This is a genomic window from Prosthecobacter sp., from assembly GCF_020439865.1.
Lineage (GTDB): Bacteria > Verrucomicrobiota > Verrucomicrobiia > Verrucomicrobiales > Verrucomicrobiaceae > Prosthecobacter.
The window spans coordinates 1-19858 of sequence record NZ_JAGRPF010000089.1; the positions used below are offsets into that span (position 1 = coordinate 1).

General features: G+C 61.2%; 12 protein-coding genes. All 12 read right to left on the reverse strand.

Features of this window, described 5'->3' with window-relative positions; all coding sequences use genetic code 11:
- Positions 1 to 1531 (reverse strand): DUF1549 domain-containing protein (locus KDL09_RS09715; protein WP_294384294.1); only part of this gene is annotated, 1531 nt, incomplete at its 3' end.
- Between the two features lie 99 nt (positions 1532 to 1630).
- Positions 1631 to 3067 (reverse strand): UTP--glucose-1-phosphate uridylyltransferase, encoded by a 1437-nt coding sequence (locus KDL09_RS09720; RefSeq protein WP_294384296.1) that lies wholly within the window; start codon positions 3065 to 3067, stop codon positions 1631 to 1633.
- A gap of 107 nt (positions 3068 to 3174) precedes the next feature.
- Positions 3175 to 3858, reverse strand: a complete 684-nt coding sequence (locus tag KDL09_RS09725; protein ID WP_294384298.1) for an SGNH/GDSL hydrolase family protein — start codon at positions 3856 to 3858, stop codon at positions 3175 to 3177.
- Positions 3859 to 3886: 28 nt separating this feature from the next.
- Positions 3887 to 5740: an alpha/beta hydrolase domain-containing protein gene (locus tag KDL09_RS09730; protein WP_294384299.1), complete on the reverse strand. Its 1854-nt coding sequence runs from the start codon at positions 5738 to 5740 to the stop codon at positions 3887 to 3889.
- 63 nt (positions 5741 to 5803) lie between these two features.
- Positions 5804 to 7135: a DUF1552 domain-containing protein gene (locus KDL09_RS09735; protein ID WP_294384300.1), complete on the reverse strand. Its 1332-nt coding sequence runs from the start codon at positions 7133 to 7135 to the stop codon at positions 5804 to 5806.
- A 9-nt stretch (positions 7136 to 7144) separates the two neighbouring features.
- Positions 7145 to 10897, reverse strand: a complete 3753-nt coding sequence (locus tag KDL09_RS09740; RefSeq protein ID WP_294384301.1) for a DUF1592 domain-containing protein — start codon at positions 10895 to 10897, stop codon at positions 7145 to 7147.
- Between the two features lie 50 nt (positions 10898 to 10947).
- A complete protein-coding gene (locus tag KDL09_RS09745; RefSeq protein ID WP_294384302.1) occupies positions 10948 to 12354 on the reverse strand; it encodes a DUF1501 domain-containing protein in 1407 nt (468 codons plus the stop codon).
- Positions 12351 to 14720, reverse strand: coding sequence for a PSD1 and planctomycete cytochrome C domain-containing protein (locus tag KDL09_RS09750; protein WP_294384303.1), 2370 nt, complete (start codon positions 14718 to 14720; stop codon positions 12351 to 12353). Before KDL09_RS09750 ends, KDL09_RS09745 begins: the two co-directional genes overlap by 4 nt.
- Positions 14717 to 15367 carry a GntR family transcriptional regulator gene (locus tag KDL09_RS09755; RefSeq protein WP_294384304.1) on the reverse strand — a complete coding sequence of 217 codons (651 nt, stop codon included), beginning with the start codon at positions 15365 to 15367 and terminating at the stop codon, positions 14717 to 14719. The genes KDL09_RS09750 and KDL09_RS09755 overlap by 4 nt, the downstream gene beginning before the upstream one ends.
- Positions 15368 to 15417: 50 nt before the next feature.
- Positions 15418 to 16884, reverse strand: a complete 1467-nt coding sequence (locus tag KDL09_RS09760; protein WP_294384305.1) for a PKD domain-containing protein — start codon at positions 16882 to 16884, stop codon at positions 15418 to 15420.
- Between the two features lie 12 nt (positions 16885 to 16896).
- Positions 16897 to 18579: an SGNH/GDSL hydrolase family protein gene (locus tag KDL09_RS09765; protein WP_294384306.1), complete on the reverse strand. Its 1683-nt coding sequence runs from the start codon at positions 18577 to 18579 to the stop codon at positions 16897 to 16899.
- Between the two features lie 13 nt (positions 18580 to 18592).
- A partial coding sequence (locus tag KDL09_RS09770; RefSeq protein WP_294384308.1) for a DUF1501 domain-containing protein occupies positions 18593 to 19858 on the reverse strand: 1266 nt, incomplete at its 5' end.

A 19858-nucleotide genomic window follows, 5' to 3' on the forward strand; every position in this document is an offset into this window, starting at 1 on the left:
CATCGGTCGCCACGAAGGCTTCCATCAGCGGCTTGGGCTTGAGGTTGTCGAATTTCTTGAGCTCCTCCTCCAGCGCCTTGTATTCGGCCTTCTGCTCATCGGTCTTGAGACTCTTCATCGGGTCAAAGGTCGTGCGCTCGTGCGTCATCTGCCGTTCCACCAAGCCCGCAAGCTGATCTTCCAAGGCGTCGCGTTCGGGCTTCGGTTTGCGCACCATCGCCTGAAGATCGTCGGTGAAGCGGGTCAATGCGCGTTCGACCTTGGGCTCGAGCAAGGGCTTGGTCAGCGCATCCATCTTGGCGCGAATCTCTGCCGTGGCGGCTTCCCATTTGGCCTGCTGCTCATTGAAAGCCTTCTTCTCCGCCGGCGTCGCGAGCGTGAGGTCGTCGCGCCATTTCACCGGCGCCAGGAAGGCGCGCAGGCGATAGTAGTCCTTCTGCAGGATGGGATCGAACTTGTGGTTGTGGCAGTGCGCGCAGCCCATGCTCAGGCCGAGGAAGAGCTCGCCCGTCGTGTCCGTCATGTCGGTGAGAATGATGTCCCACTGGCCGCGTGCGTCGCGCTGGTTCCATTCATAAACCGGATGACGCAGATACGCGGTGGCGATGAGCACATTCGGATCGTTGGGCGCGATTTCATCACCCGCGAGCTGCTCTTTGACGAACTGGTCATACGGCTTGTCGTCGTTGAGCGATTTGATGACGTAGTCGCGATACGGCCACACCGACGGACGATACGCATCTGCGTTGTAACCATCGCTCTCCGCGTAGCGCACAAGATCGAGCCAGTGCTGCGCCCAACGTTCACCGTAGCGCGGGCTCGCGAGCAGTCCGTCGATCAGCTTCTCGTAGGCCCGCGGATCCTTGTCGTTCACGAAGGCGTCGATCTGCTCCTTCGTCGGCGGCAGGCCATGCAGGTCGAAATAAACACGGCGCACCAGCTCGTGACGATCCGCTTCCGGCGACGGATCGAGTTTCATCTCCGCCTGCTTCGCCACGATGAAGCGGTCGATGTCATTGCGCACCCAGGCGCTCTTCACCTGGGGCGGTGACACCTTTCTCACCGGCTGGAAGAACCAATAGTTCCGCTGCGCTTCCGTGAAGCCGCCCTCGGTCACCACCACCTTGTTGGCGCTGTCTTCCGGCCATGGCGCGCCGATTTTGATCCACTTCTCCAGCACGGCGATCTCCGCGTCCGGCATTTTGCCGCCGTTGTTTTTCGGCGGCATTTGGAAGTCCTCGTCCTTGTAGAGAATGGCCTCGATCAATGCCGACTTCTCCGGATGACCAGGGATCAACGCCGGCCCCGTATCGCCGCCGCTCTTCAGGAATCCGATGTGGTCCACCCGCAGTCCGCCCTTCTGTTTCGTCTTGCTGTGGCAGTCGTAGCAGCGCTTCACCAGAATCGGCCGCACCTCGTTCTCGAAAAACGTCATCGCCGACCGCTGCGCGTCAGCATCGGCGGCAAACGTCGCTCCAGCCGCGAGGCTGGTGAGCAAAAACAGGGCATGGGAGAATCGGGGGCGGTTCATTCTACCTTAATAAGGTCCGACGAACCCGGGTTTGGACGCAAAAATTGGCAAAATGCCCCCCACTTTAGTGGGGTAGAGCCTCCCTTGGGGTCTCCAGCATCAGTTCACGCCCACCGTTCCTTCGTAAACTCCGGCCTGCAACCTTACGGGGTTGCTGCTGTGATTATGAATCACCACTTCCCCCTGGAAGATCACGCCGGGGCCACATTCCACCGGGCCGTGCACGAGCAGGCTCTGGCAATGGAGGAGGCTGGGCGTGTGCGGGAAGTTCTGTTCCAGACCGTCCACCAGCTTGCAGAGTTTCTGATCGAGATGGAGGTGCGGTGGCTGGCCTTTGCGGTCGGGGTGCAGTCGCAGGCAGAAGTCATCTGTCAGTTCATAGGCGTCCGAACGCACCGCGAGCAGATCGCTGGTGGTCTTAACCGGTGCAAAGCGCAGGCGTGAAACCTCGATGGCGCCCGCGCCTTCGAAACATTCGATGGCGGCGCCCATCGCCGTCTCCAGCTGAATGACCGCCGGCGAGGTGGGATCGCGAGGATCGATCGTCTTCTTGTTCATGATCGGCGGCAGCGGGATGAGGCCGTCATTGGCATCCAGCGTGGTTTTGAGAGCCTGCAGGTCGATCCAGAGGTTGTTCGTGTTGAAGTAGCGATGCGTATCGATGCTCTGGAAGTGGTACTCGTCGGCCTTGAGACACTGGGCTGACTCACGCAGGAGGAACCTTCCGTCACGCAGGCGCACGGCGAGATGACCGCCTTTTTTATCCGACTCGGTGCGGCGTGTGACCTCCATCGCAAAGGACATGCCGCTGTCGGCGAACCACGCGAGGATCGCAGGATCGAGCGTGGCACCGAGGTTGTCGGAGTTCGACACAAAGGCATACCGCACACCGCTATCAAGCAGGCGGTCCAGCCAGCCGGAACCTGCGAGGCAGGCATAGATGTCGCCATGGCCGGGCGGGCACCATTCCTGTTCGGGATTGGCCGTCCATGTCGCAGGCTCGAGAGAACCCGCGAGCACTTTGGGCACCTTGTTTTGCATCAACTCCCAAGTGTCGCGTCCGCCGAGCTGCGGAAACCGCGCGTCCAAATGCGCTGCCGTGTCGACCGAGGTGCTGAAGCTGTTCATCAGCATGAACTGCGGCACCTCGCCACCGGTCTGGGCACGCAACCGCAACACCTGTTTGGCGATCAAATCCAGGAACGTGTCATCGCCACGCACAGGCAGCAGGGACTTCGCCTTTTCCAATCCCATGCCCGTGCCGAGACCACCGTTGAGTTTGATGAGCACGGTTTGCTTCAGCAGCGCCGAAGCACGTTCCGCGTCCGGCGGGGTGAGCGCGTCGGCCAGCGGCAGTTCCTCCGCGGGCTTGATCGTGTTTTCAGGAATCATCCCCGTCTCGCCCGCCAGCAGTGCTGCGTAGCTGCCGCGAAAGGCACGGATCGCAGACTCGCTGAGGCCAGCGACCTCCATTCTCTGCCGGTAGGAGGCGAAGGATGTTTCAATGTCAGCGGAAACAGGTTGGGGGGCACTCATGCGTACGCAACGCTAAAAGGCCCCGATGCCGAGGCAAACGATGATTGATAAAGCTATTGGAACTTGCCGAAGACATGCGCCGCAGACCGACGAGTTGGCCTGAGGCATCACTTCTCTTTGGTCACATGGGATTCGCTCAGCGCTTTCACCAGCGACGCGGCGATCGCCTCCATGCCGCGATCTCCGGGATGATTGGCGACACCCGCGTGTTTGAACGGTCGCTCGGAGCGTCCGAAGTTCTTCTCGTCTTTGCCGAGGGCGCTGATGTCCACGTAGATGCCGCCGACAGCGTCGCAGGCTCCCTTCAGCGCCTCATCCTTGGCTGCGTTGGCCCAGAAACAACTGCGCACGAGAATCGTGGGGCTGCGATCGCCCTTCAGTGCGGTGATCAGCTTCGTGACGGCCTCCTGCAGCTTCGCTTTGTCCTCGGGCGTCTTCAAACCGGGCACGTTTTCGCCGATGGCGAGGATGATCAGATCGGCATGAAAATCGACGGCCTCTTTTTGCTTCGCCGCGAAATCATAGTCTGCATAGGCTCTCTCAAAGTCCGCGATGTTCTTCACCATCACCTCGGGTGCGGCACCGGATTTCTCGGCGAGCGCTTTCGTGACGAGATGCACGTAGTCCTTCGACTCCGCGCTCGCTGCCATGCCCCAGTTTCCTGACCAGCCGATGTCGGCCTTCGGTCCGTGCTTCGTGATGCTGTTGCCGAGGAAGAGCACTTTGCTTTGCGCCGATGCGTGGATGGCAGAACAGACGAAAACGATGGATGCGATAAGAGGACGGATCATAAGGGAGATGGATGGTGAAAGCTTTCGATCACTGAGCGGGCTCACGCGTCACCCAGTCCCAACGTTCGCCGGCCTGCTTGAGCTGGGGTTCGAGATCGTCCTCGCTCAGGAAGCGCTCACTGATGAGCTTGGTCAAAACATCCTTCACCTTCGCCAGATAGGCTTCCTTGGACGCATAACGTTGGTCGAGTGTCGGACGCGGATCATCTGAGCCCGCATGTGCGGCGAAGGGAACCCAAGCACCGCGCAGCAACACCGGCTCATGCGGCGAACCTTGCGACTCGGATCGAAACACCCAGCCCGTCGCCGTACCCAGCGGCACGGCGACATCGGGCAGGCGAATGCCCGGGACATCGTTCCCGTCCGCGTCCACCTGAGGCACGAGCAACGGCAGTTCCGTGCCTTCGCCCGCACCATCCGCCCACTGCGGATTGCGCACGCGGCCCCCGGCCTTCAGCGTGCTTGGATCGCCCATGCGTGGCAGTTTGGGGAACTGCACTTTCGCCGCTGGCACAAGCGTGCCGTCGCTGAGTTTCGGATAAACGCTCGGCGGTGGTGCGATGCCTTCCGTCACCCAGCGATGCATCGCCAGACGCAGCGCGATGAGCACGGGGTTGAAGTTGACCGGATTCGCCAGCGGCGCGTCCTTCGCCTGCGCCGTGGGCGGAAAGCTCGACGGGCCGTGCTGGGTGCCTGAGAAGAAGTAGGACCGCACGTTCTGCGGAAACGCGATGTCTTTGGTTCCATCCGGCGTGGTGTGAGTCAGCGCCGCCACGCGGCCTGCGCCCCAGTATTCGGCCGCCGTGTTGGTGTAGAAGATTTTGGGCGCGTGCTTCACACGCGTGTTTTCCAAAATGCCTTCCGAGTGTCCGCTTACCGCATCCGCCTGCGCCGTGTCCGCGAACGGATAAGACGCCGTGTAAAAGCCCGCCAGACCGCGCGGTGTAGACCAGCGCTGATTGAACACCAATCGTCCGGCACCCGCGACATGCGCCATCACGCCATCCAGCGCCTGACGGTCCTGCTCATCGGTGTTGAATCCCAGATACAGGAAGTCGCGCAGGAAACGCCCGCACTGCGATGAGCCGAACGCATACGCATGCTTCACATTCGCAAGCGAGGTCGCATCGTGCTTCAGCCACGCCACGGCATCGCGAATCGCTGCATAACCCAGCCCGGCCACCGGCGGCGCTTCGGCGAGATAAAACACCTCATACGTCTTCCCCGGTTCAAATCCGCCCGCCAGACGGATGCGATTTCCGTTCAGACTCCACTGCTTGCGCGGAATCGCCTCGCCACCCGGATACGCCATGCGCGTCCGCACGATCAATTTGCTGTCCGCACCATTGATGTCCACGGCCGGATAGTCGGCCAGATCGGTGATCGTGTGCTCGTCGATGCGTTTGTCCGGAGTGAAGACCGCGCTGACGACTCCGCGGATCGCGCTCCCATCCTTGTTCCGCGCTGCGGGCACCTCGATGCTCATTTTGCCGCCCTGCGCCGGCACGTCGAACTCCCAGCCGACATTCAGCACGGTGAATCCATGCTTCACGACCCAGTCGCTCGCCGAGGCCTTGCCACCGCGGTTTGGGATCTCCACCCAGGCCGCGCCATTGCTGCGAGCCGGATCTTTCGGCTTCAACACACGCAGATCCGAGGAGAAGCTCACTTTTCCCGCCGCATTCACCGGTGCCAGCCCGACGTCGGCGATGACCGCATTGCTCGGCAGCTTCGGATCGATCTCGAAATGCAGTTTGCCGACGATCTGCTCATAGTCCGTCTTCGCTATATCGGAACGTTCCAAAACCTCCACGCGCACCACGGCGGCGCTGGCGGCGGAGACACACAAACTGAGAAGGAAAAGGCGCGTAAACAAAGACATCGCACCAATACGACACGGGTCTCCGCCTTTTGCCAGCACCGACCCTCACTTTCGTGGGGTGCGTCAAACTTCCTCCAGCATCTGCTTCGCATCACCGAACGTCTTGGGCCGCACGTCCATCTTGTCCATCATGGACATGAACAGACGACAGAGCTGGCGATCGGGCTTGTCCTTGTAGTCGATCACACGACCGCCCTTGAGCCGTCCAGCCGCGCCACCGAGCACGATGACGGGCAGCTCGTCGTTGTTGTGCTTCGCGCCGACCATCATGCTAGAGCAGTGCATGATCATCGTGTTGTCCAGCAACGTGCGCGGGCCTTCCTGAATCGCGGCGAGCTTGCGGGCAAGGTAGGCGAGCTGCTCCATGAAGAACTGATTCACCTTCAGGTAGTCCTCACCGTCACTGTGCGAAAGCAAATGATGGATCATGTAGTCGATACCGTGCCCGGCCTGCTGCACGCTCGGCAGATTGGGGAAACGCAGGGCGCTGTGATCGTTGTTGAGCTTCAGCGTGCTGATACGCGTCGTGTCGGTCTGAAATCCGATCGCCACGAGGTCCATCATCAGTCGCATGTGCTCGCCGATGTCCTGCGGAATGCCGTTGGCGGGCCGTTGGATGTTCGGTTTGCTCAACGTTGGACGCCAGCCCTGCAGCTCACCGCGCTTGCCCGCGTTTTCGATGCGCTTCTCCACATCGCGCACACTGTCGAGGTATTCGTCGAGCTTGCGCTGATCGCTGGCGCTGATGCCGCGCCGCAAATCCTGCGCATCGGCCAAGACGGCATCCAGCACGCTCTTGTCTGCTGGCGATGCCTCGTCTTTGAAGAGACGGTCAAATGCGAGAGCCGGATAAAGCTCCAGCGGCGTCGGTGTTGTTGGCGAACTCCACGAAATGTGCGAGCTGTAGAGCATCGAGTAGTTTTTATGCACCGACGGATTCGACTTCTCGCACGCGAGCACCAGGCTCGGCACCTTCGTGCTGCGCCCATAGGTCTGTGCCAGCAACTGATCGAAGCTCGTGCCGGAGCGAATCTCGCCGCCGGATGCAATCGGCGCACCGGAGAGCATGTTCCCGGTCTGCGACGAGTGGATGTTTCCCTTCCGCGCTTCTTCGTGATACAAGCCGCGCACGAACAGCAGCTTGTCGCGAAACTCGTGCAACGGCGCGAGCACTTTGCCCAGTTCCATCGCCTTGCCCTCGCCCTTCGCCCACCATTCCTTCGACTGGAAGCCGTTGCCCGAGAACGTCACGCACAACCGCACCGGCGCCTCGCTCGCAGGCTTGTTCTTCTTCGGCTCATCGCCCCAGACATTGACGGACTCCATCCACGGCAGCGCCATGGTGACGCCCGTCCCGCGCAGGAAGGCTCGACGTGAGAAGCGATGGAAATGCATGGTGATGAATCAGTGGTTGGCGATGAAATCTTTCCCGCGCACCTCGCGGAACTGCGGGCTGCAGATGATCAACTCGATCATGCCGCCGATCTTTTGACCTTCGACTTTCATCATCGATTCGATCAGCGGCTTGTCAGATAGCTGCGTGCTGCGGCCGAGCGCGTAGCCGACGAGCTTGCGGCAAAACTGGCGCAGAAAATCGTCGCGGCGCGTGGTGAGCAGGTAATGGCGCAGATCGGCGAGACCATCGACAACCGTGCCGTCGGGCAAGGTGGTCTTCGTATCCGCTTTGCGGGCACGTCCGATGGCGTCGAAGCCCTCGAGTGCGAAGCCGAAGGGGTCGATGCGTTTGTGGCATCCCGCGCAGTTCTCATCGCGGCTGTGACGTTCGATGAGCTGGCGCTCGGTGAGACCCGCAGGTGGTTCATCCGGCAACACGGGCACGCCCTTGGGCGGAATGGGCAGCTTGTCGCCCAGAATGACCTCGCTGAGCCATGTGCCGCGCAGGATGGCGCTGTTGCGCGAGGCTCCGGATTGTTTGGCGAGCGTTGCCGCGAAACCGAGAATGCCGCCGCGGCCTTTGCCGTGCAGACCGTCGATGCGCCGCCAGTCATCGTCTTTCATGTCGAATCCATAATGCTTCGCGAGGTTGGCGTTGATGAAGCTGTGATCCGAATCGAGCAGCGTGAGAACGCTGCGATCGTTTTGAAACAGGTCGATGAAGAAACGGGTGACTTCCTCCTGCATGTCCTCGCGCACGCTGGCGAAGGTGGGGAAATGCCGCTCGCTCTTCTCATCGAGCGTCGCGACATCGCGCACATGCAGCCACTGGCAGCCGAACTCGGTGGCGAGACGGCGGATCTTGTCGCTCTTCATCATGCGCGCTGCCTGCGAGGCGATTTGATCCCGTAACTGACCTGAAGCAGCGATCCGGCGAAGCTCCTCATCCGGTGCGGACGACCAGAGGAAGTAGCTCAGGCGCGTGGCGAGCTCCCAGTCGTTCACGGGCGATGCCTTTGGCCCCGAGGCAGGTTTTTCTCCACGATACAAAAATGCCGGCGCTACCAGCACGCGTGCCAGCATGAGACGCACGGCCTTGGCATGCGGAAGGTCCTGGGAGCGCAGCTTTTGATAAAGCGTGCGCAGTTCGCTCTGCTCAGCATCGCGCAGCGGACGGCGCCAGGCCTGCGTGGCAAAGTCGAGCACGGCCTGCAACTGCCGCGGCTCGGCCTCGACGAGCTGCGTTTTGAAGAGCTGCGCATCCTGCAGGATCGGCTGACGCATCGGCTCGAAGGCGCTCGGCTTCGCGTCCTGCGTGGCGAACTGGAAAAGCTGCTCAAACACGTCCACTTGCTTCAGCGGCCATTCACTCACGAAACGCAATTCGTCCCACAGACGATCTAGCTCGCGCTCCTCGGCGTCATCGAGCATCAGACGCTTCAAAGGCTCGTCCTCCCGATAAAACAAGGTCAGCGTGACCACCTCGTCCACCGGCACGATGCGCGCATAGCACAGCGCGATGGGAAACAGTGTGCGAAACTCATCGAAGGCGGCTTCAAACCGGCGACGCGCCTCGCTGCCATCATTCACGATGATCGGCGCGCTGTGCTGCGTGACGAGATTGTTGTCACTCCACTGGCCGCTCTTCAACGCCGACTCGGATTTGCCGGCCACAAGGCTCTGCGCCGTGTCCGGCTTCTCGGTGAGCACACGCATTTGCACGCTGCCGGTCTTTGACGCGAGCTTGCCGGTGACGACGAATTCCGTGCCGTTGGCGAGCGCGGCGGGAATCTTCACTTCAATGACTGAAGGTGCTTTAGCCCTAATGTCCGACTTGTCAGACGAGTCCGACCGGTCCGACAAAAACGAACGCAGCAGCGGGCTGTTCAGCGGAAAGTCCTTTTCCAAATACTCGCGCACTTTCGCGGCAAGCTCCGCCGAAGGCTTCTTCCGCCACTCCGCGATCGGCGCGGGCACATCGGACGCGGCTTCGAGCGTGGCGGGCTGGCTGAGGAAATGCCACGCACCGTGCGGATTGCCGGCCAGAATGTTCGGCGAAACATCCTTCGCGAGATCCCAGGTCTTCTTGCCGTCGCTGAGTTTGAGATTCACCGCCGTGAGATCGCAGGAGTGATTGCCATCACGCGGCCCGATCACGAGAGCGACGACCTGTCCGGCTTCGACGCGCACGTTTTCAAACGGGCCCATCGGCAGCACGGTCGCGCCCTTCGACACACCGCTGGCGAGCACTTCGCTCGTATGGCCGCGACGCACTTCGATCGCCCAGGTTACACCATTGCCGCACTCGGGATGCGCGTCGGCCACATCGCCCTGAATGCGCAGCGTGACAGCGATTGGACTGCGCCAGGCGATCACCGATGCGAGCTTCGGCGAAGGATGCGTGGCAACGCTGTGTGCTTTCATCACGCCCGGAATGCGCACGGTGGCATCGGACGAGTTCGCCAGCACACCGAGCGCCTGCTCGCCCTGCCAGCCTTGGATGAAGTTGTAGTCCGGCGTGCTTTTGAGCTGCTTCGTGAGCAACGGTTCGAGCTTCGTCGTGCCGTAGCCGAGATACTCCCGCCATGCGACGAGCAGATCGGCATCCACGTCGTCTTTGCCGGTCGCGATGGCATTCAGACACTTCTCCGTGTTCGCGATGATTTTGGCTCGCTGCACTTCCAAATGCTTCACCAACGCGGGAAGGCCGCTGATCGGCAGATCCGGCCGCCCGGGAGCGACGAGACGTGCATTCTCCCAGATCACGTCGTCATCCGCGTTGCCATCGCCAGCGTCGGTCGTGGTCAAATAGAGCGTCACATCGCGTTCGCCGGTGAGTTTGACGCGCATCTCATGCTGCGGCACGAGCGGTGTCACCGGTTCCTGCCATGCCTTCGGGCCGTTTTGCTTGCCAATGTGGCCCACAGTCGCGAATCGCCACAAAACCTGCTGCCACGGCTCGATGTCGGCGGCGGCGAGTTTCTTTTCGCGGAATTTCGCACGCAACGGATCCAGCAGCGCAGACGGCTGCGTTCCCGTGAGTGCGTCGCGCAGTATGCGGAGATACTTCTCGCTCAAACCATCGCGGCTCGCGCGTCCTTGCAACGCATCCAGATAATGCTCGAGCGGCAGACGACCACTGCCCGTTCCGGTGTCGAGCTTGATTCCCTGCAGCGTGGTCTGCGTTCCTTCACCGACACTCGTATGTTTGGCATAGATCGCGCGAATCTTCGCCAGCGTCTCGTCAGTCCAGTCGCGCGATGAGTTTCCTGCTGAGAAGTGAATGCCTCGCGGTGTCAGCACCGCATGACTCGCGATGTCCTTCGCCGCATCGAGGTATTTCGTGATCAGCGCGGGCGACATCACCAGCGCCGCACCTGCATTCGTAAAACCTTCGCCTGCCGCGCCATCCACTGGAAACTCCTTCGCCGGATCGAGCGAATCGACGCCGGTCAGATCGCGCACGGTGTAGGTGTACTCCATGTTCGAGAGGCGCCGCAGCACCACCGGCCCCGGATCGCCCGCGCTCGCGAGTGCGATCTGATCCAGCGTGCCGCGCACCCAGCCGACGAGCTGCGTTTTCTCCTCCGCGCTGAGCGGCTTCTCCTTCTTCGGCGGCATCTCGCCCATCGCGATCTGGTCGAGCACATTCTCCCAAACATGCGGCTCCTTGTGAATGTCCGAGGTTTCGAGATCGAGATCGCCCTTCTGCTTCGCGGTCGAGTGGCAGTTGAGGCAACGCGTCTTGAGAACAGCGCGCACATCCGCGTGCGCAGACGACGAGACCACCACACAAGCCAGCGCCATCCACCTCATGCCAGAATCTCCTTCACGACGTTGCCATACACATCCGTGAGCCGGTAATCGCGCCCGATGTGCCGCCAGGTGAGTTTTTCGTGATCAAGGCCGAGTTGATGCAGGATCGTCGCGTGCAGATCGTGCAGATGCACTTTACCCTCGACCGGGCGGAAGCCGAATTCATCCGTCTCACCATGCGTGAGTCCCGGTTTGATGCCGCCGCCGGCCAGCCATGTGCAAAAGCTTTCTGGCTGATGCTCGCGGCCATGTTTTTCAATCGGCGACGTGCCGCTGAGATCCTGGCTCCAAGGCGTGCGGCCAAATTCGCCGCTCCAGATGACGAGTGTGTCTTCCAAAAGGCCACGCGACTTCAGATCTTTTATCAGAGCAGCACAGGGCTGATCCGTTCCCGCACAGCTCTTCGGCAATGCGGTGCGAATGTCACCGTGATGATCCCATCCTCCCATCGTCACCTGCACAAAGCGCACGCCGGCTTCGCTCAAACGACGCGCGAGCAGGCAGGCACGGGCGTTCTTGTCGCACTCCTTGCTGCCGACGCCATATAGCTTCTTCGTCGCCTCAGATTCGCTCGAGATGTCCACCAGTTCCGGCGTGGCCGTCTGCATGCGGAAGGCGATCTCCAGGCTCTCGATCATGCCTTCCATTTGCGCGTCGGCAGTGACATGATCCAGCAGGCGCTTGTTCATGCGCTGCGTGAAGTCGATGCGCGCGCGCTGCGCCTTCGCATCGCCGGAAATGTCCGCGAGGTAGTCGATGGGCGCCTGTTTCGCATCCTGCGGCACCGTCACCTTTGTGCCCTGATGTGCGGCAGGCAGAAACGATGCGCCATAGAGCCGCGTGTCGCTGTCCGGATGAATCGTGACAAAGCTCGGCAGGTTTTGATTCTCTGTGCCGAGGCCGTAGCTCACCCACGCGCCGAGCGAGGGGCGCACATCCGCCGTGATCCCCGTGTGAAATTGCAGTGCGGCGGGCTGATGCTGATTGTTGTCCGAATGCATCGCCCGCAGCATGCAGATCTCGTCCGCGATGCTCGCCGTGTGTGGCAGCAAATCGGAGATCATCATGCCGCTCTGTCCACGCGGACGCACCTCGCCCATCGTGGCGAGCGCCAGAAACTTGTCCGTGCCCACACGCAGCTCGTTCTTGTTGATCGGCGCGGAGATTGTCTGCCCGTGCATGCGCTTGATGTAGCTCTTCGGATCAAACAGATCCGGCTGCGACGGTCCGCCGGACATGAAGAGGAAGATCACGCGCTTCGCCTTCGCGGGGATCTTTGGCGAACGCAACGCCAGCGGACTCGACGCCGCCTGCACGATGTCATGCAACGCCAGCGCGCCAAATCCTGCGGCACTTTGACGCAGCCAGGCACGACGGGAGAGTGGAAATGAATTCGCGTTCATAGGCGGAGGAGGAATTCGTTCGAGGCGAGCAGCGCATGGCTGAGTTCGATCCACGCTTTGTCAGTGGGAAGTGAGTCGAGGAAATGCGTGGCATCATCGCGCTCGGCGCTAGTGATCGGGCGGCTGAGAATGCGCAGCCAGAGGGATTCGAGACGTGCGCCGGGGTTTGGCTCGGCCTGCGTCACGAGTTTGGCGATGTCGGTGGCGCGGGCGCGGACGAGGTCGCTGTTGATGAGGAAAAGCGCCTGGGTGGGAACCGCGGTCTCGGCACGCTGTCCGGCGATCTGCGCAGGCTGGGTGAAGTCGAACACATCACGCAGCTTTGCGGAACCCGGTTGCGCGGCGGTGCGGATCACCGGCTGATAAATCGTGCGCTCGAATTCTTGAACGGGGCGCATTTTGGAGAATTTGAATGCTGGCGGATTCACCGCTCCGGGATTGATGCTTTGCACGTTCTCCGGGAACTCCAGCGGCAGCGCTGTTCCGCCTCCGGAAGGAACCAGTTTGTTGCTGATGGCCAGCATTGCATCGCGAATCGCCTCCGCATCGAGGCGTGGGCGGTTCATGCGGGTGAGCAGGCGGTTTCCATCGGTCGCATCGGCACTGCTCGACTGGCGATAGGTGCGCGAGAGCACAAGTTCGCGGATCAATCGCTTCTGCGACCATCCGTTCTTCATGAACTGCGCGGCGAGATGATCGAGAAGCTCCGGATGCGTCGGCTTTTCGCCACGCGTGCCGAAATAATCGACCGTGCGCACGATACCTTCGCCAAAGAGCTTCTGCCAGATGCGATTCACGGTCACACGGGCGGTGAGAGGATTGCGTGGATCGGCGAGCCAGTCGGCCAGTTGCGCGCGTCCACTTTGATCCGCCGGGATCGCAGGAAACTCGGCCCACGATGCAACACGCAACGCGCCGCGCTTCACGACATCGCCCAGCGCCCGTGGATTTCCGCGGATGGTGACGCACATGTCAGCGGGCCTTTCGACATCATGCACCGCAAAAGCCTTCGCCACGGTGGGCGCGAAGAACTTCGCATGCTCCATCTCGGCTTTCATTCCCTTCGTGTCGGCCTTTTCCGCCGTTTTGGCGGCGATCTCGGCCTCAAGAGCTTTGATGCGTGCTTCATGTGCTGCGACCGCTTTTTCGCGCTGCGACTTCTGTTCCGTCGTTTCCGGCAGCTCGCGTTTGTGGACGCTGCTCCAGACGCCGTTGTCTGTTTTGTAGGTGCTGCTGGTGCTGCGGAACATTCCGGCCATCGCGTAGTAGTCGGTCTGCGCGATGGGATCGAACTTGTGATCGTGACAGCGCACGCAGCCGAGCGTCATGCCGAGGAACGCGGTGCCGATCTTGCTCACCTGCTGGTCCACGAGGTCGTGCTCCATCTTCAGTTTGTCGACCGCGACGATCTCCACATCACCAAGCACGAGAAAGCCGGTGGCGATGATGTTCTCCGCGCGTTTCTCCGGCGAGCTGGCCGGAAGAAGATCGCCGGCGACCTGTTCGCGGACGAATTGATCGAAGGGCTTGTCGTTGTTAAATGCGCTGATCACATAATCGCGATAACGCCAAGCATGCTCGGCGAAGACGCTGTTCGAGGTGCCGATCTGGTCGGCGTAGCCCGTAAGATCGAGCCAATGACGCGCCCAGCGTTCGCCGAAGGCCGATGAGTTGAGAAGACGGTCCACCACGCGGGCGTAGGCGTCGGACTTGTCCGACTCGTCCGACAAGTCTGACATAAAAGCAGAAATCTCCTCCGGCGTCGGCGGCAAACCCGTCAAAGCGAGCGATACACGCCGCAGCCACGTGTGCGGATCCGCATCCGGCGCGGGTGAAAGTCCTGCGGCCTCCTGCTTCGCAAGGATGAAGCGATCCACTTCATTGAGCGGCCACGCGGTGTTCTTCACGGCAGGCGGCTTGGAATCCCGCACCGGCTGGAAGGCCCAGAATTTCTTCCCCGCCTCGATGTCGACCGTCTTCGCTTCCTTCGCAGCGATCTGACTCACACGCGGGTCCGGTGCGCCCATTGCGACCCATTTTTCGAGCACCTCGATCTCGTTCGTGGCGAGTTTGCCCTTCGGCGGCATCTCCATGTCCGGATTCGTGTAACGCACGGCCTCGACAAGATGGCTCTTCACCACATCCCCCGGCACGACGGCCGGCCCGTGATCGCCACCCGTCTGCCAGCCGTTCTTCAAATCGAGCGCCAACCCGCCTTTGATCTTGTTCTCATGCGAATGGCACTCGTAGCAGCGCTGCTGCAGCACCGGCAGCACCTTCGCTTCAAAAAACGTCACGCCGTCCTCCGCCCGCGCAGAGGAGATTGCGAGTGTGGCGACGATGAAGCTCTGGAAGGCGCTGTTCATGAGCAAAGCGGAAGCCATTCGCGCCACCCGAGGATGTGCTCCCTCATCAGACGCTCACAGGCTGCAGGAGTTTGCGATTTGAAGCAATCCACGATGATTTCATGGGCTTCGGAGGTTTCAACGAGCGTCTCCCGCGTCTGGAGCTGATGGCTGCGATGCAGGCGCCCCAACCAGAGTTCCAGTTCACTCCGCAAGGATTGCCAGAGCCTTAAAAGGCGTCCATTGCTCGAGGCTTCGAGTATGATCTGATGAAACTCGAGGTCGAGACGGGTGACTTCTTGGACGGACTTTGCGCACCGAGTAACCGCCAGGTTCTTTTCCAGTCTCGCAGTCGATTCCTTGAGATTTGGCGCAGCCAGTCGTGACGCCAGTGGTTCCAGGGCAAGGCGCAGGACAAACAGTTCTTCAAAATCCTGCGGTGTGAGTTCTTTGACGAAAGCGCGTCCTGTCGCGCTGAATTCGACGAGACCCTCTCGTTCCAGGGTGAACAGAGCCTCACGCACCGGCACGCGGCTTACGCCCAGGCGCTGTGCCACCGCTGATTCGGCCAGCAATGTACCTGACTCGGCTGCACCGCTGAGGATGTCCGCCCGCAGCCGTGAAGCGGCGGAATCGGAACGTGAAGCACTGAGAGGAGAGGCCTGCATTTGGTATACCGTTTTCCAAAATACGAAATCCTCCGTCCCGTCTTTCGAGCTTATTCAACCCGTACCCACAAATGTCCCACGGCGCGTTCTCCCCGCTCGTTGGTGTGCTCGACAGTGACAAGGTGATCGCCGGGCTTCGAGAACGTGTGCTGCGTGACCGCGTAGCCGTCTTTGGCGAGCGCTTTGGCGTTGCCATCCGACTTCACGCTCACTTTCGGCGTGCCATCGCCAAAGTCCCACGTCTCGCCGCCGGTGGTGCGGAATGTGCGGACTTTGAAGGTGATCTCCGTGCCGGGCTTGAGGCCGGTTGTGGGCCAGAAGGTTGGGTGAATCGTTGGTGGCAGGTTCTTTTCATCGCTGCCCATCACTTGGACGATGGCGAAGTCGTAGCTGATGTTTCCAGCGGCATCGGTGACTTTGAGAATCTCGCTGTAGGCACCGGGTTTGGTGTAGGTGCGCTCGATTTTCGCGCCGGAGGCGTTGGTGCCGTCGGTGAAGGTCCAGTCGTAACTTTGGATGCTGCTGGATGACCAGGACTTCAACGCGTCGAGCGTGATCGTCTCGCCGGCGCGGATGAAATGATGCGGACGGGCCACGGCTATGACGTCGGGCTTGTTTTCGCGCTGATACGCCTCCCATGCGAAGGCGTAGGCCTCCTGTGTGCCCCATTTGCCGGAGGGTTGGCGGCTTTTGATGCCGAAGTGCAGATGCGTCCAGCCGCCGCTAGCTCCTTCCTTACCGAGGATGCCGATGCGCTGGCCCATCTTCACGCGTGCGCCCATTTGAATCGCCGGATCAATCGTGTGAAGGTGGCTGTAGCGGTAATACCAGCCGCGCTCGTCGAGCAGATAGACCACATCATAGCGTGGACGCACGGGCGTGAGCGAGTAGCCGGGAAGCGTCTTCTCCGAAACACTCACGACGAGGCCGTCCGTCGCCGCGATGACCTCCGTGAGTCCCTCGCAGCCGCCGAAGTCGAGGTCGTTGTGATAGTAGATCTTCTTCCGGTCCGGCTTGTCACCGCCATCGACGTAGGTCGGCTCGTTGGAGAACTGCGTCGAAGTGGCGAACCAGCGCTGCTTGAGCGGATACACAAACGTGCCCGGCTCGATCCACGGCGAGCCTTTCGGCCAGAGACGCAGCCGCCCGTCCTTTTCGAGCCCCCACGAGTCCTCGCCGCTGTTCGCGTTGTAGCCGCGGGTGATCGGGCAGTCGATCTGCACACCGCCGACGAGCTGTGGGAGGTTGTAATTCGCGCTTGTGAGCCACTTTTGCTCCCCATTGACCTCCACGAGCACCTTCGCTTCACGCACGGCATTGGCCATCGAGTCTGCCTTTTCGTCGAGTTTCAGCAGTTTGACCTTCGCGACGCTTTGCTCAGCCAAAGTGACTTCCACAGCCTCCCCGAGGCTCAAATCGACTGCACGCAGTGTTGGCGTGATCGTCGGCGCGGGGATTTCAGCGGCAGCGCGAATGCTCACCAAGCCAGTCAGCAGAAAAAGCAGTGCAGCCTTCATGAGTGTTCGTGATCACTTCGCGTTCTTCTCGATGAATTCGATGATCGGTGTCGAGTCATCAAGGCCGTGCGGATGATGGCCGACGCCGGGTTTGCAGATGAGCGTGATGTCGCCGCCGAGTTCTTTGTAGCGTGAGGCGATCAAGCCGGTGTTTTCTTCCCACGGCACGACATCATCGGCATCTCCGTAGACATGCAGCAGCGGCACGTGGTTCTTGGCGAGTGGCGCGAGGCTGTCCACGGGGTTGCCCTTGTAAGCGAGCGCCTCGGCCTCGTCTTTGAAGCCCCAGAGTTTCATGACGAAGCCCCAGTTGCGCGGATCGCCCTTGCCTTTGCCCTTGCCGCCGGGCCAGCTCTTGAAATCGCACACAGGCGCGTCGCCATAGATGCAGGAGACTTTGTCAGGGTTCGCGATGGCCCAGTTGTAGCAGTACAAGCCGCCGCGGCTGAGGCCGACGAGCGCGGGCTTCTTGCTCAGACCGTAGTTCGTGGTCAACTCGGCATAGCATTGATTCCACAACTTCACGGCATCGGGGCAGCCAAGCATGTCGTTGATCTTCATGTAAACAATGTGGAAGCCTTTGCCCAGCAGCGCGATGTCCGGCGCGGGCTTGTGACCGAAGAACTCGCCGTGCCACGCCCATGGACGGCCTGCGGCGGCGATTTTCGGCGCGACGACCGTCACCGGCTTGCCTGCGATCGTGAGTTCGTGCTTTGCGTAGCCGTTCCACTCACCGGTTTGATTTCGGAACGTGATCTCCTTCGATTTCGCGAGCTTGTGCGCCTCGGCATCGAATGCGGTGGCCTTCGCCTCCGCTTCCGCCATCGGCAATCCCGGCGCGTTTCCGGGACGCTTGTGACCGACGTAGCTCAACCACGCGGGACGCAGGATGCCCTGCTTCTTTTTGATCGCAGCGAGGATCGCCGCGCCGTTTGGATGATCCGGCGTGCCATCGGCCTTCACCTTGAGGCCCCAGGCATCGAGAACGGCATGCGCCATAATGAGATGACCTTCGGGACCGGGATGCACGCCGTCTCTGGCAAAGGAGAAATTGGGATCCGTCTTCCGCTTCTCAGCCAGCGCGGCATTCATCGGCCCGTGGATGTCGAGCACCTCCCACTTCGCCTTCTCGCGCATGTCGAGCAGCCAGTCGGAGTAGAAGTCGAGGACCTCGTTGTATTTCTCGAACGGATGCCCGCCGTCCACCTTGTCCGCAGGAACCACCTTGGCGCGGATCGGCAGCGGATCGAACACCGGCGGCGTGAGGTGGACGATGCGCGCCCCTGTGGCTGTGACCTTTTCGTGGAGCTTCTTCATGCCGTCCTGAAATGCCTTCGTGCGCACCGCGCCGAGCGGCTGGTAGATACCGTCGTTCATGCCATAACAGGCGAAGACGAGCTGCGGTTTGGTCTTTTCCAGCACGCGGTCGAGACGCTCATGCAGATCAGGCCGCGGAAACTTACCGCCCGCATGCCCTTCCTCGCTCAAGCCAGAAACCGTCTCGCTCGCGAGACCCAGCGGGATGATGATCTTGTCCGAATCCGGATACTGCGCGATCAGCGCCGCCTCGATGAACTCGACATAGGCTCCGCCCTGCGTGATCGAATCGCCGAGGAAGACGATGCGTTGTTCTTTCGGAAGTTCCGCGGCGGCGAGGCCGGTGGCGATGAAGAGGGAGAGAAGTAGATGTCGCATGGTTGGAGAAGGGTCAGGCGCCGATGAGTTCGCGCAACGGCACGCCAGAGTCCGTCACAAGGCGCGGGCGCTGGATGGGATCAAGGAATTCGTGATTGGGATGGATGCCAAGCAGGTGAAAAATGCTCGCGGCAAGGTTCGGCGGACGCACCGGACGGTCCGCTGGATATCCGCCGATCTTGTCGCTCGTTCCAATGATCTGACCACCGGCGATGCCCGCACCCGCCATCGCCACGGAGAACACGTTGCCCCAGTGATCGCGTCCGCCGTTCTTGTTGATCGTAGGCGAACGACCAAACTCGCCCATCACCACGACGAGCGTTTGATCGAGCAGGCCGCGGGACTTCAAATCCTGGATCAGCGCCGAATAGGCCACATCAAACTGCGGCGCGAGCACCTCGCGCACGCGCTGGCCGTTGCGCTGATGCGTGTCCCACACCGGGCTGCCCGCGCTGAAGTCGCCCGGTTCGCGCGGCCAGTTCACCTGCACCAGACGCGTTCCCGCTTCGACGAGCCGACGTGCCAGCAGCACGCTCTGTCCGAACTTGCCTCGTCCATAACGATCCCGCATCGCCGCCGGTTCACGTTCGATCTCCAGCGCGGAACGGCTGGCTTCCGAGTGGATCAAATCAAACGCCCGCTGATGCATCGCATCCGCCTCGTCGATGAGCGGATTGGCGAGCGACGCACGAAAACGATCGTCCATCTGTCGCAGCAGGCTGCCACGTTCCGAAAAGCGCAGATCGGTCATGCCATCGGTCAGGCTCATGCCCTCGATCTGCATCCGCGCCGCCGCCGGATTGCATTTGATGAGCTGCGGATGCCACGGCGCCCCCATGAAGCCGCCGTTCTGCCCTGGCCACACGATGTTTCCGTTGTTCTCGATGCGCTCCGGCAAAACGACCGACGACAACGGCGAGCGCGTGCTCGGTTTTAACGCACCGACGACCGCCGCGATGCTCGGCCAGTCATTGCCGCTCGGCGGCACGCTTTCGGCTTTGGTGGCCGGTTCGTAACCCGTCAGCATGAACGCCCCGCTGGTTGAGTGCGCATTGATGCCCGTGGTCATCGAACGGATCACCGCGATCTCGTGCATCAGTTTCGCCGTGCGCGGCAGTGTTTCCGAAAAATGCACGCCCGGCACTGAGGTCGGGATCGATTTAAAATCACCGCGAATCTCCAGCGGCGCATCCGGCTTCGGGTCAAACGTCTCATGCTGGGGCGGTCCGCCGCTGAGAAAGAGAATGATGCAGCTCTTCGCCCTTCCGAACGAGCCTTC